Genomic DNA, 12959 nt, shown 5'->3' on the forward strand with positions numbered 1-12959 from the left:
CCACTCTTCGTCAGGACAGGAGCCGAAGCGATGAACTGGATCACCAATTACGTTCGCCCGAAGATCAACTCGATGCTCGGCCGGCGTACCGACATGCCCGAGAATCTCTGGATCAAGGATCCCGAGACCGGCGAGATGGTGTTCCACAAGGACCTGGAATCCAACCAGTTCGTCATCCCGTCTTCCGGCCATCACATGAAGATCTCGGCCAAGGAGCGGCTGAAATACTTCCTCGACGACGGCAAATACGAGCAGCTCGAAAACCCCAAGGTCGTGCAGGATCCGCTGAAGTTCCGCGACGAGAAGCGCTACACCGACCGGCTGAAGGACGCCAAGGCCAAGACCGGCCTGGAAGATGCCATCATCAATGCGCTGGGCACCATCGAGGGCCTGCCCGTGGTGGTGACGGTGCAGGATTTCGCTTTCATGGGCGGTTCGCTCGGCATGGCGGCCGGTGATGCCATCGTACATGGCTTCGAGGTCGCCCTGCAGCGCAGACGGCCGCTGATCCTGTTCGCTGCTTCCGGCGGCGCCCGCATGCAGGAAGGCATCCTGTCGCTGATGCAGCTGCCGCGCACCACGGTCGGCGTCGACCGGCTGAAGGAAGCCGGCCTGCCTTATATCGTCGTGCTGACCAATCCGACCACTGGCGGTGTCACCGCCTCCTACGCCATGCTGGGCGACGTGCACATCGCCGAGCCAGGCGCGCTGATCGGTTTTGCCGGGCCGCGTGTCATCGAGCAGACCATCCGCGAGAAATTGCCGGACGGCTTCCAGCGCTCCGAATACCTGATGGAGCACGGCATGGTAGACATGGTGGTGTCCAGGCTGGAAATGCGCCAGACGATCGCGCGGCTCCTGAAAATGCTGCTCAAGATGCCGGAAGAGCAAAAGCCGCTTGAGCCGGAAATCCTGCCGCCGGCCGTGCCTGCCGCCGAAGCCCGGCCGCAGGCTTGACGCTACAATGGCCGGACGCGACACCAGCTTGACGCGACACTGGTTGCCGCGAACAGCGATTGCACAGCATCCGTGGCGCGCTGTAGCCTTTTGATAGCCGTGGTCATTGCGGGAGCGATTCTGGCTCTCGGGCCATGCGCCGGGATTGTGCCATGACGACGCTTGCCGCCGACCGCGAAATCGAAGCCCTGATGGCGCTTCACCCGAAAGGCTTCGACCTTTCGCTCGACCGCATCACGCGGCTGTTGGAGCGGCTGGGCAATCCGCAGGACCTGCTGCCGCCGGTCATCCACATCGCCGGCACCAACGGCAAAGGGTCCTGCGCCGCCTTCTCGCGGGCGCTGCTGGAAGCTTCCGGCCGGCTCGTCCATGTCCACACCTCGCCGCATCTGGTCAGCTGGCACGAGCGCTACAGGCTGGCCGCCGAGGGCGGCGGCAGGCTGGTCGACGATGACATCTTCGCAGAGGCCATTGCCCGCGTCGCGAAGGCCAATGCAGGCCAGAAGATCACCGTCTTCGAAATTCTCACCGCGGTCACCTTCATCCTGTTTTCGGAACATCCGGCCGATGCCGCCATCATCGAGGTCGGTCTTGGCGGCCGCTTCGACGCCACCAATGTCGTCGCGCGGCCGGCCGTGTCGGTGATCATGCCGGTGTCGATGGACCATGAGGCCTATCTCGGCGACCGTGTCGAACTGATCGCCGCCGAAAAGGCCGGCATCATGAAACGCGGCTGCCCGGTGGTCATCGGCGCGCAGGAAAGCGAGACTGCGCTGCAGGTGTTGATCGACACCGCCGAGCGGCTGGAATGCCCGACCCTCGTCTATGGCCAGGATTTTCTCGCCTTCGAGGAAAACGGCCGCATGGTCTACCAGGACGATGATGGGCTGATGGACCTGCCGCCGCCTCGCCTGCCGGGTCGCCACCAGTTCGCCAATGCCGCCGCCGCGATCGCCGCGGTCAAGGCCGCCGGCTTCGAGATCAGCCACCGCGCCGCCGAGAAGGCGCTGACCAACGTCGCTTGGCCCGGCCGCATGCAGAAGCTGGGGCAGGGCCGGCTGGCCGAACTTGCGCCGAAGGGCGCCGATATCTGGCTCGACGGCGGCCACAATCCGGGCGCCGGCGTGGTCGTCGCCGAAGCGCTGGCCGAGCAGGAAGAAAAGAACCCCCGTCCGCTCTTCCTCATTTCGGGCATGATCAACACCAAGGACCAGAGCGGCTATTTCAGCGCCTTCAAGGGCTTGGTCAGGCATGTCTACACGGTGCCGGTGAGCCAGAGCGACGCCGGCGTGCCCAACGACGAACTGGCCATCCGCGCCACGGAAGCCGGGCTGACGGCCGAGCCGGTAAGCTCCGTCGCCAGCGCGCTGATGCTGCTGCGCGACACCTGGGACGGCCCGACGCCGCGCATCCTGATCGGCGGCTCGCTCTATCTCGCAGGCGCGGTGCTGGCGGAGAACGGCACGCCGCCAACCTGAGAACGGTAACAATTTACGCCCTGCATCTTTAGACGCCTGCGGCGGAATTCTGCCCTATCTCGCTTTTGACCGAAAGATCCAAGGGCCGTTCAGAAGTCCCACGGCGAGATCAGGTCAAGGCTGGTGGCACCAAAGTCATTGAGATTACGCGTTGCCAGTCGACCACCATTCACGCGCGCGATCGCGGCAATCATTCCGTCGGGAGCCGACATGCCGCGGCCTTGGCGCGCCGCGGCCCCCATGATCTCGCCATAAGCCAAGGCAGCCTCTTCCGTCAGCCCAAAAATCCGGTCGGCAAATCGATGGCGCCATTGGGAAAGGCCCTGCTCCAGCCGATCGGCACGCTCGTCAGGTCTTATTTTTTGAATGCCGAAGGCAATTTCGGCAATCGCCACTGTGGGAAGGGCCAGTTCAGCATCATTCCGGACAAGCCACGCCAGGACGGCCGCATCCGGCGCCTTCCTCAAGGTCTCCGAAATCACATTGGTATCGACAAAAATCAAAGCTCAGGTCCTGGATGGACCTGGCGGCCTTCGCGGATAATCTTCTCCAGATCGATGTCGGTGCCACTGGTTGACGCAAGTCGAGCATAAAAGGTGGATGCCGGTTCGCGACCCGCTTCACGAATCTCGTAGGATTCAAGCGCACGTTCGACCACATCGGCTATCGAACGATTTTCGCGGCGAGCAAGTCTATGGGCTAGGTCGCGCGCTTTTGCACTGCGGACTGAGAGCTGTGGTTCGGCCATTTCAAACTCCCGTTCGAAAAGGGACATATATATCGATTAGGGTGTGCCATCAAGATGGCAGTTGATGGCATGCCATCAACCCTGGCAGCTACTTCAGCTCGATCTCGATAAAGGCGTACTCGCCCTCATTGGCGCTGATGACGTCATGTTCGACGCCCTCCTTGCGGAAATAGGGGGAACCTTTCTTCATCTCGGCGAAGGTTTCGCCGTCCTTGGTCACCAGCTTCAGCTTGCCGTCCATCAGCGGCACGACGACATAGTCGTGGCCATGGCGATGCCAGCCGGTGTTGTCGCCCGGCTGGAAGCGGTACTCGGTGACGATGACGCGCTCATTGTCGATGAAGACGGTGGCCTTGGCGGATCCGGTCATTTCTCTCTCCCTGCTTCTGCTGCCAACAGAGGACATGGAGTGCCCCGATGTGAGGGCCAGAGCGGCGCACCGATGACGCCAACAAAAAGCCCGGCGATGGCCGGGCTCATGCTTCGAATGCAGATAGTATCAGGCGAGATTGCCATTGACCCAGTGCGACAGCGCGGTCTTGGGCGCGGCGCCAACCTTGATGTCGGCCACTTCGCCACCCTTGAAGATCATCAGCGTCGGGATCGAGCGCACGCCAAACTGGGCGGCAAGCTCCGGGTTCTCGTCGATGTTCAGCTTGGCGATCTTGACCTTGGCACCGAGTTCGGTGGCGATGTCCTCAAGCGCCGGTGCGATCATCTTGCAAGGGCCGCACCATTCCGCCCAGAAATCAACCACGACCGGTACCTGAGCATTGAGCACATCGGCCTGGAAATTGTTCTTGTCGACCTTGACGGTGGTCATGCGGAAATCCTTTCGAAATTTTTCGTCGCACCAAATGTGGTGGTTGTCGCGCCCTTCTTCAAGCAGTTCTTGTGTCACGCTCCCGTGAGTCGGGCAAGGGCGTCGTCCATCGCCCGGGCCGGGAGCTCGATCAGTCTTGGCGCTTCGGTGAACAGCAGGGCCGCCTTGACTTCTCGCCCGGGATAGAGCGGCTGCAGCAGGGCGCGATAGAGCGCGAGCTGAAGCAGATAGGCGGCGGGGACGTCGGCCAGAGAGGTGGGTGCTGGCCTGTTGGTCTTGTAGTCGACGATCGAAACCGTATCGGGCGTCGCCGCCAGCCGGTCGATCTTGCCGGAGATGGAGCGGATTTTCCCCTTGACCTCCAGGCTGCCCATGATCGCGACCTCGGCGCGTGACGATGGCGCGAACAGTTGACCGAGGGCGGGGTCGGCCAGGATGGCCATGACCGATGCCAGGGCCTTTTCACGCTCGGCTTGCGGCCATGCCGCACCCGTTCGCGAGAGGTAACGCTCCGCCGCACTTTGACGTTCGCTCTCGGCAATGCCGGGCAGCATCTGCAGCAGTTTGTGCAGGGCGAGCCCGCGCAGCACGGCAAAACCCGGCTCGGCATCGGCGTCCAGCACCGGCGACGCCTTGTCGACCACCGCTTCCTTGCCTTCCTCGATCAGCGCCGAGGCGCCCGACGGCGACAAGGGGCGCGGCAGGTCCTCGAAAGGTGGCAAGGGCCGGAACAGGGTCGCCGGCAATGGACCGAAAGCATCTGCCTGCCGCGCCTGCTCGCCCGGAGCGGGCGCAACCGGCGGCAGTTTGGTGACGTGGAAACGGTAGACAGGCTCGCCGCCAGCAGGATGCGGACGCTGTCCGCTCTCGGGTGCGTCGCTCAGCGCGCGGCTGACGATCGAATGCCAGGTGCCGGTGTTCGGCGCCCGCTTGCCATGGTAGCCGCAGACGATAAGCCGGTCCTCGGCACGCGTCATGCCGACATAGAGCAGCCGGCGGTACTCGTCGTCCGCAAGTTCGCGTGCCCTCGCGGCTGCCGTTTTCGAGAAGCCGTTGGCGACGTCGCCGGCAGAACGCCAGAGATAGCCCTTGCCGTCCCAATGCCGGCCCGAGCCGTCGAAAGGCATCAGGCGCGGCAGATGCTGGTCACTGAACGGGGCGGAACCGCCGTCGACCAGGAACACCACCGGGGCCTCCAGGCCCTTCGCAGCATGCACGGTCATCACCCGGACCTCGTCGCGGGTCTGATCCATCTCGCGTTTGATCTCGGGGCCGGCGTTTTCCAGGGTCGACAGGAAGGCTTCCAGCCCCGGCAGGCCGGTCCGCTCCTCGGCAAGGCAGAAGCTCAGGAACTCATCGAGAATATCGCCGGCTTCCGGCCCGAGCCGCGCGACCATCTTGCGGCGCACGCCATCGCGCGCCAGCAGGGCGGCGTAGAACTCGAACACCGGCTTGAAGGCAGCCTCGTCAGCCCAGGCGTCGAGCCGCGTGACGATCGCCGCGAGCGCTTCGCTTTCGCCGGCATGCTGGCGCAGGGACGCCGCCAGCGACACGCCGGGCGGCCGCTGCGCGGCGAGCGTGAACAGCGTCTCCTCCGGCAGGTCGAAGATCGGGCTGCGCAGGACGGCGGCCAGCGACAGGTCGTCCTGCGGTTGGATCAGCAGGTGGCCGAGCGCGATCAGGTCCTTGACCGCGATATGGCCGGGCAGGCTCAGCCGGTCGGCGCCGGCAACCGGGATGTCGCGCCGTTTGAGCGCTCGCGTCAGCGCATGGACGAAGCTGTCGCGCTTGCGCACCAGCACCAGCACGTCGCCCGGCCGCAGCCGCTTGCCACGGCCCTCGATGACTTCGCCCTTGCCGATCCAACCGGCAATGGTGGCCGCGACATTCTCGGCCACACGCACCGCCGGCGCATGGGCATGGTCGATCGCCTGCGTCCAGTCGTCGGGCTCGTCGACGGCCTCGGCGCCGATCGACGGCCAGACCTCGACATAGCCCGGCGCATCGGTGCGGATCGCCTTGTGGTTCAGCGGATCGGGATCGTGGCTGATGCCGCGCCGCACGATTGGATCGGCAAAGACGCGGTCGACGGCGGCCAGTACATCGTCCGTGGAGCGGAACGACCAGGTCAGCTTGAGGTCGGCGAAGGACGCCTCGGCGTCACGCACCCGCCCGGCGAACAACAACCGGCTGTCGGCGAAGGAATCCGGGGCAGCACCCTGGAAGGAATAGATCGACTGCTTCTCGTCGCCGACGGCGAAGACCGTGCGGTGGACCCGGTCGCGGGAGCCGAAGCCGGCAAAGAATTCTTCCGCCAACCGTTTCACCACCTCCCATTGATCCGGGCTGGTGTCCTGCGCCTCGTCGAGCAGGATGTGGTCGATGCCCTGGTCGAGCTTGTACTGCACCCATGGACCGGCATCGGGCCGCGCCAGAAGGTTCACTGTGCGGGTGATCAGGTCATTGAAGTCGAGAAAGCTGCGGCTGCGTTTCAACACTTCGTACCGCGCGATCAGCCAGTCGGCGATGGTCAGGGCCGCGCGTGTGCCTTCCAGCATCCGGAACAGCGCCAGCCGGTCGGCGGTCTCCATGATGGCGCGGGCAGCCGAGAGATAGCGCTCGGCCAGGTCCGGCAGCCGGTCGGTGAGCGCCTTCTTGAAGGCGTTTGCCGGGTCGTAGGGGGCGCCATCGGTCTTGAGGAAGGCTCTTGCCAGCAGTTGCAGCCGGCGCAGAGGATCGCTTTCTGCAAAGGCCTGACGCGCATAGGGCAGGATGTTGTTCAACACCGATCTGGCTTCGGTGGCTTCGGCGGCCTGGGCAAAGCCGGCGAAATAGTCCGGCAGGAAGCCGGGCAGCGGCCATATCGATCCCGCCAGGCCCTCGGCGGTCAGACCGGAGCGGAAATGGAATTCATCGAACAAGGGCTGGAAGCCGTCACGCCCGACGGCATCGAGGAATTGGCGCAACCCGTCGCGCTTGCGCACGATCTCGCCGAGCAGGGCGTCGAGGCCGGCTTCGCCGCCGCGTTCCAGGACAGTGGCGAAGGCCTCCGCCAGAGCCCTGTCGCCGGCGGCGGAAATCATCTCGCGGCGCGCGGCGGCAAAAAGCGAGGCCTCCATCTGATTGTCGAGCATTTCGAAATGGGCCGGGATGTTGGCTTCCAGCGGGAACTGGTGCAGCACCGATTCGCAGAAGGCGTGGATGGTCTGGATCTTCAGCCCGCCAGGCGTCTCCAGGGCCTCGGCGAACAGGCGGCGGGCCCTGCGCATGGTGTCCCGATCGGGCCGGCGCCCCTCCAGCCCCTCGACTTTGGAGCCCAGATCGGCGTCGCTAAGCGTCGTCCACTCCGAAAGCGTGGAAAAAACCCGGTTCGACATGTTGGCGGCGGCGGCACGCGTATAGGTCAGGCACAGGATCTTCGACGGGTCGGTGCCGTTGAGCAGCAGCCGGATGACACGCTGGGCAAGCACATGGGTCTTGCCCGAGCCGGCGTTGGCCGACACCCAGGCGGAATTGCCGGGATCGGCGGCGCGGGCCTGGCTCGAAGCGGTATCGCTCGGGATCGGATAGGCTTTCTTCATGCCTCCCCTCCCTCATCCCCGGCATCTCCGCCGGCGGACCATTCGAGCACGCGGGCGAGATGGTCGTAGTCGCCATCGGTTTCGCCTTCGCGAAACGGCAGCGCCCGCGACAGATAGCCGGTCGCCGGGTCGGCATAATGGATCAGCAGTTTCTCCAGCCGCGCCCAGGCCTCTTCGGCGAGATCGGCCGCGGTGCGTGGCTGGCGGTTGTGTTCGAGAATGGACTCCTCGAACACCTCGCCATTCGGCTTCAGCCTGATGAAGGCCAACTGCGACGGTTCGCGTGCGCCCAAATCCTTGAACGCGCCGCGCCTGAGCAGTGCGCCTTCCAGTGCCAGCTGAGGCGCCAGCAGCGTATGCGCCTGCGCCTTGGAGGGCGAGGACCCGGTCTTGTAGTCCAGAATATCGGCCATGCCGCCGGCCAGCAGATCGACCCGGTCGGCATAGCCGGACAGCGTCACGCCGGACTGGCCGACCACGGTCTTGCCGGCCCTCTCCTCGGCATGCCGCCGCGCCACTGCGTCGGCGCGCGTGCGCTCCCATTCGACGATGTTGGCCGCGAGTTTTTCGAAGCGCGGCCACCACACCGCCTCGACATCGGCCGGAAGCGCCGCCTCGGCAAAGCAGGCGCGGCCGGCGGCGATGAGCCCGGCCAACGCGTCCGGCGCGCGCGGGTCGGCCACCTCGGACGAGAAGAGATGCAGGATGGCGTGAAACAGCGTGCCGCGCTCGGCCGCACCGGGATCACGGATGAGAGGATCGAGCGCCATCAGGCCGAGGATTCTCCGGGCGTAGATGGCGTAGGGGTCGCGGCGCAGCGTCTCGATCTCGGTGACGGAGAAATGCGTCGGGCGCACCGAAAGCGGCGGCTTCGGCTGCGGTCGCGGCGCGAAATCCCGCTTCGGCCCTGTGTCCAGCGCGCGTGCCCAGGCAAGCAATTCATCGCCGCGCCGGCGTAGCACCGCTGCGTGGTCATTGCCTATAAAGGTGAGCAGCCGCTGCAGCCAGCGCGACGGGACGGCAGGTGCGTCGCCGGCACGCGCCGAGCGGGCCAACAACACCTTCCTGGCGCCCATGGCCATCTGGAAATCATGCGCGGCTAGACCGATGCGCCGCTCCGGCGGCTCGAGATCGATGCCGGTCTTCATCAGCCGCGACATGAAGCGGTCGCTCTCCGGCTTGCGCGGCCAGACACCTTCGTTGAGCCCGCCGATGACCAGCGTGTCGACATCCTGCAGCCGCGCTTCCAAGGCGCCCCAGATCGCGATGTTTCTGTCGGTGCCTTGCGCCGGCTTGACGGTCTCGGGCGCGATCAGCGCCTCCATCACGTCGGGCCATTCGATTGCTGAGAGCGACAGTGGCGCCGAAGCCGCGACCAGCCCGCGCAAAAGTTCGGCGAGCTTTTCGCCGGCGTCGCCGGCGTAGAGTTCGCCAAGGCCGCCATCCGCCGAGCGGCCAAGATTCTCCAGGGCAACGACGCTGGCTTCGACCAGCGCGGCAAGGCCGGCTTCCGCCTGGCCGCGAAGGACCGAAAGCGGCGCCAGTGCTTCAGTCAGGCGTGCGAGAAGGATCCGCGCGCTTTCGATGGAGCGTACGGTCAGCCGGGCAAACCAGAAGGGAGGGCGGCTGTCGCCTCCCAGGCCGGTGAGGCGAGCCTCGAAAAGATCCGGCAGTGACGCGATGTCGGGGCGGCCGGTGCCGCCGCGCAGCGCGACCAGCTCGACCAGTTCCGCCGCGTGACGCACATCGGCCCTCTCCAGGCCAAGGCCAAGCAGGGGATGCTTGAGCAGCGACAACAGGCCGACCGGGTCGCCCGGCCGGAACATCGCTTCAAGCGCCAGCCTGAGCAGGCTGGCCGCCGGGGTGTTGGAAAGCGGCGTGCCGCCGGAATCGTCGGCAACAACACCGAAGCGCTTGAGTTCGACGCTGACGCGACGTGCCAGGGCGCGGTCACCGGTGACGAGCGCCGCTCTCTGGCCTGGTTCTTCGACCGCGCGCTTGAGCGCGACGGCGATCGCGACGGCCTCATCGCGTTCGCTTGCCGCTTCGAGTAGGGTCACGTCGGCAAAGGCGCCGGCAATATCGGACGCCGAAAACCCACCGCGCGTCTCCGCCCACAATTCGGTGGTCTCGGCCGGCCGCAGCGCCTCGCCGACAAGGGCGGCGCGGAGCGCAAGCCTCGGCTCGGCCACGCCGATCTCCTCGACATCGCCGCGCAGCACGCCAATCCTGCCGATCAGCTTCGCCAGGCCGTATTGCGGATGGCCAAGCACGGCTGGACGCGCGCCAGGTGCGACGAGCGCCTGGAAGGAGGCTTCGTCCAGCATCTGGTCGAGCCCTGGCAGCACGACGGCGCCGCCTGAGAGCCCGGCGATGGTCGCAAGCAACTCCGCCGTGGCTGGGATGGAGCCGGTGGATCCCGCGGCTATGACCGGCCCGGTGGACGGATTGCGTCGCAGCCGCGCGGCCTCTGCACGGATCAGGGCGCTGCGATGCGCGGCCGGGTTGGAGCGGTCGCTCTCTTCCAGGAATTTTGGCCAGGCATCGGTGACGATACCGAGGAATTCGAGCGTCACCTGCCACCATCCGGCAAGGTTCCCGCTCACAAGGCCGGCGAGTTTGGCCCAATCGGTGCCTTCCGTCTCGATCTCGTCCATCAGGCCTGCCAGATCGCGCGCCAGCCAGATCGCGTCGGTCGTGGAGGCAGGCACAACGATCTCCTCGGCGAATAGGGCCGCGACATGGGCGGGCAAGCGGCGTTTCCACGCCCGCACCAGCGGCGTAAGCAGCAACAGCCGTTCGGTCGCCGAGATCGGTGGCGCGAGATCGATTGCCGCAGTTGGCTCGGCATCGAACGCGGCCTCATCCTCGTCGAATTCGCCGAGCGGACGGATTACCGGCAGGATCGCCGAACCGCCGCCGCCACGCGCCTTCAGGCTGTCGACGAACACGCCGCGCAAGGCCCGTGCGGCGCGGCGCGTCGGCACATAGATGGTAACATCGGCCAAAGCGAGCGGGTCGCCGTCGAAACGAAACCCGGGAACAAGGCGGCCGTCAAGCAGCGCCTCGGCCAGCGTCGGCAGAAACGGCGCTCCGGAGGGAATGGAGAAAACGCGGCTCGAGCCGCTCATTGCGATCCGATGAGTGCGCCGGCCACCGCGTCTTCGGCGAGCGGAATGGCATCGGGCGTGCCGACGGTTATCCAGTGGCCATGCATCGGCATGCCGAACAGGCGGCCGGCGGCAATCGCCTTGTCGAAATAGGCGTTGAGCGAATGCGGTTCGGCGGGTGCGTCCTTGAACAGGCGCGGATGGATGATCGCGGCGCCGGCATAGACCAGGCCGGCAGGATCGCCTTTCGAACGCCGCAGGGCGCCGTCCGGCGCCACCAGGAAATCGGTGTTGCCACAATGTCCTGTCGCCTGATGGAGATCCGCCAGCATCAGCAGAATATCCATTTTCGCCGCGTCCCATGCAAGGGCAAGCCGCCCGAGATTGAGCGGGCCGTGGTCGATCCAGAATGTATCGGCGTTGAGGATGTAGAACGGCTGTTGACCGAGCTCCGGCAGCGCCTTGACGATGCCGCCGGCGGAATCGAGCAGCCGGTCGCTCTCGTCGGAAATGACGATGCGCGGCGCGCGGCGCGCGGCGACATGGGCGACGATCTGTTCGGGAAGGTAATGGACGTTGACCACCGCCTTGCCGACGCCGGCCGCGGCCAGGCTGTCGAGGCCCCAGTCGAGCAGCGTCTTGCCGGCGATGCGGACCAGCGGCTTGGGGATGGTGTCGGTGATCGGCCGCATGCGCTTGCCGAGCCCGGCGGCAAGAACGATGGCGGTGTCCGGTCTCGTTGTCACAGCGCTCGTTCCTCCAGCAACCCGTGCGCGCTGTAGAAATCCCGCAGGTCGGCGAGCGCGGGATGCGACAGCGCCCGCCTGAGATAGTCGCGAATGCGCGGCAGGTGCTTGAGATAATAAGGCTTGCCGTCGCGCTTTTCGAGGCGCACGAAAATGCCGAGGATCTTGGAATTGCGTTGCGCGGCCATGATCGCATAGGCTTCGAGGAAGGCAGCTTTGTCAAATGGGCCGGCGGCCTGGCGCGCGGCGACGTAGGCGGCAAGCGTCCGCTGTTCCATATCGGGCGAGATGGTGACGCGCGCGTCCATGGCAAGCGAGGCGACGTCGTAGGCCGAAGGCCCGATCAGCGCGTCCTGCACGTCCACGATGCCGAGCCGGTCGAGGCCCGACCGCTCCCCGCGCCAGATGATGTTGGGCGAGTGGAAGTCGCGCAGCATCAGCGTGTATTCGCTGTCCTGCAACCGGTCGAGAAGCGCGTTCCATTTTCCGTGATAGCCGGAACGCAGCGCGTCGCTTGCCGGGCGGCCCGATATCGCTGGCACGTACCAGTCGATCAGCAGGTCCGCTTCGATCAGCATGGCGTCGCGATCGAAGGGCGGCACGTCATGGACGACGCCGGGAGCCGCCTCCATGCGGTGAGGCCAGGCATTGCCGTGCATCATGGCGAGAAGTTCGGCCGCCGCCTCATACCGTTCGGCGACCGGCTCGTCATTGCCGTCGAGGAAGCCTTCCGAGCCCAGATGCTCGAGCAGCAGGAAACCTTGGTCGAGATCCTGCGCGTCGATCCTGGGCACCGCGACCCCGGCGGCCAGCAGCGCACGGTCGATGGCGACGAAGGCGGACACCGACTGGGCGGTGTGGGCGATCACGGCATAGGGTTTGCCGTCGCGCACGGGAGGGCCGAGCACCAGCCGCGGCGAATTCATCAGCACGCGCGGCGCCTCGCCGGGAAGCGACACGATCTCGTAGGAACGGGCCGAGGCATCGCCGATGAAATGCCGGCGACGCGCTTGCCCCCATCCGGCGCTCTCCAGGAAGCCGCGCATGGCCAGCGAGCGCGCGACACGGTCGAAGGTCGCGCCTTGCCCCGACAGGCGTGCCAGCCGACCCTCGCCATGCTGGACGAGTTCGATCAGCACTGTCGTCTTGGGCAGATAGCCGTCAGCCCGTTCCGGCCATTCGATCAGGGCAGCACCTTGCGCCAGCGCCTCATCGAAGCCGAGTTCGTCCAGTTCGGCCGCCGACGACAGCCGGTAGAGATCGAAATGATGGACGGGGATGCGTGTGTCGTAGCTCTGCACCAGCGTGAAGGTCGGGCTCGGCACTTCGAGAGCGGCATCGTCGGCCAGTGTCCAGATCAGCGCTCTTGCCAGCGTCGACTTGCCGGCGCCGAGATCGCCCTTGAGCGCCAGCACGTCGCCCACGCGCAGCGCCAGCGCCAGGTCCTCGCCCAGCCGCGCCGTCTGGGTCTCGTCGGCGAGCAAACGCTCCAGCACCGGTTCCATCATCGAGCGCG

At 65.9% G+C, this 12959-nt stretch carries 10 protein-coding genes; 2 read left to right on the forward strand and 8 right to left on the reverse strand.

The annotated features are described in order from the left end of the window. The first annotated feature begins 30 nt into the window (after nucleotides 1-30). Nucleotides 31-957 (forward strand): acetyl-CoA carboxylase, carboxyltransferase subunit beta, encoded by a 927-nt coding sequence (gene accD / locus C7I87_RS18415; protein WP_149905541.1) that lies wholly within the window; start codon nucleotides 31-33, stop codon nucleotides 955-957. Between the two features lie 152 nt (nucleotides 958-1109). Then, entirely contained in the window at nucleotides 1110-2435 is a 1326-nt protein-coding gene (locus C7I87_RS18420) for a bifunctional folylpolyglutamate synthase/dihydrofolate synthase (RefSeq protein WP_149905542.1), read from the forward strand. Between the two features lie 89 nt (nucleotides 2436-2524). Here C7I87_RS18420 and C7I87_RS18425 read toward each other — a convergent pair whose 3' ends face one another. From C7I87_RS18425 to tsaE, 8 genes are all read right to left on the reverse strand, one after another. Beyond that, nucleotides 2525-2938 (reverse strand): type II toxin-antitoxin system VapC family toxin, encoded by a 414-nt coding sequence (locus tag C7I87_RS18425; protein ID WP_149905543.1) that lies wholly within the window; start codon nucleotides 2936-2938, stop codon nucleotides 2525-2527. Beyond that, entirely contained in the window at nucleotides 2935-3183 is a 249-nt protein-coding gene (locus C7I87_RS18430; RefSeq protein ID WP_149905544.1) for a type II toxin-antitoxin system VapB family antitoxin, read from the reverse strand. Before C7I87_RS18430 ends, C7I87_RS18425 begins: the two co-directional genes overlap by 4 nt. An 88-nt stretch (nucleotides 3184-3271) precedes the next feature. Then, nucleotides 3272-3553, reverse strand: coding sequence for a cupin domain-containing protein (locus C7I87_RS18435; RefSeq protein ID WP_140506860.1), 282 nt, complete (start codon nucleotides 3551-3553; stop codon nucleotides 3272-3274). A 129-nt stretch (nucleotides 3554-3682) separates the two neighbouring features. Beyond that, on the reverse strand, nucleotides 3683-4006 hold the full coding sequence (gene trxA / locus C7I87_RS18440; RefSeq protein WP_015314366.1) for a thioredoxin: 324 nt from the start codon (nucleotides 4004-4006) through the stop codon (nucleotides 3683-3685). A 74-nt stretch (nucleotides 4007-4080) separates the two neighbouring features. After that, nucleotides 4081-7587 (reverse strand): double-strand break repair helicase AddA, encoded by a 3507-nt coding sequence (addA, locus tag C7I87_RS18445; RefSeq protein ID WP_149905545.1) that lies wholly within the window; start codon nucleotides 7585-7587, stop codon nucleotides 4081-4083. Beyond that, nucleotides 7584-10718 carry a double-strand break repair protein AddB gene (gene addB, locus C7I87_RS18450; RefSeq protein WP_149905546.1) on the reverse strand — a complete coding sequence of 1045 codons (3135 nt, stop codon included), beginning with the start codon at nucleotides 10716-10718 and terminating at the stop codon, nucleotides 7584-7586. The genes addA and addB overlap by 4 nt, the downstream gene beginning before the upstream one ends. Continuing rightward, on the reverse strand, nucleotides 10715-11443 hold the full coding sequence (locus tag C7I87_RS18455; RefSeq protein ID WP_149905547.1) for a nucleotidyltransferase family protein: 729 nt from the start codon (nucleotides 11441-11443) through the stop codon (nucleotides 10715-10717). Before C7I87_RS18455 ends, addB begins: the two co-directional genes overlap by 4 nt. Then, nucleotides 11440-12951: a tRNA (adenosine(37)-N6)-threonylcarbamoyltransferase complex ATPase subunit type 1 TsaE gene (gene tsaE / locus C7I87_RS18460; RefSeq protein WP_149905548.1), complete on the reverse strand. Its 1512-nt coding sequence runs from the start codon at nucleotides 12949-12951 to the stop codon at nucleotides 11440-11442. The genes C7I87_RS18455 and tsaE overlap by 4 nt, the downstream gene beginning before the upstream one ends. Between the last annotated feature and the right edge of the window lie 8 nt (nucleotides 12952-12959).

The organism is Mesorhizobium sp. SARCC-RB16n (assembly GCF_008520305.1).
Lineage (GTDB): Bacteria > Pseudomonadota > Alphaproteobacteria > Rhizobiales > Rhizobiaceae > Mesorhizobium.

Excerpts from the sequence above, each read along its gene's own strand:
- C7I87_RS18430 (WP_149905544.1), bottom strand. The coding sequence starts at position 3,183 with ATGGCCGAACCACAGCTCTCAGTCCGCAGTGCAAAAGCGCGCGACCTA.
- addA (WP_149905545.1), bottom strand. The coding sequence starts at position 7,587 with ATGAAGAAAGCCTATCCGATCCCGAGCGATACCGCTTCGAGCCAGGCC.
- tsaE (WP_149905548.1), bottom strand. The coding sequence starts at position 12,951 with ATGATGGAACCGGTGCTGGAGCGTTTGCTCGCCGACGAGACCCAGACG.
- addB (WP_149905546.1), bottom strand. The coding sequence starts at position 10,718 with ATGAGCGGCTCGAGCCGCGTTTTCTCCATTCCCTCCGGAGCGCCGTTT.
- trxA (WP_015314366.1), bottom strand. The coding sequence starts at position 4,006 with ATGACCACCGTCAAGGTCGACAAGAACAATTTCCAGGCCGATGTGCTC.
- C7I87_RS18420 (WP_149905542.1), top strand. The coding sequence starts at position 1,110 with ATGACGACGCTTGCCGCCGACCGCGAAATCGAAGCCCTGATGGCGCTT.
- C7I87_RS18435 (WP_140506860.1), bottom strand. The coding sequence starts at position 3,553 with ATGACCGGATCCGCCAAGGCCACCGTCTTCATCGACAATGAGCGCGTC.
- accD (WP_149905541.1), top strand. The coding sequence starts at position 31 with ATGAACTGGATCACCAATTACGTTCGCCCGAAGATCAACTCGATGCTC.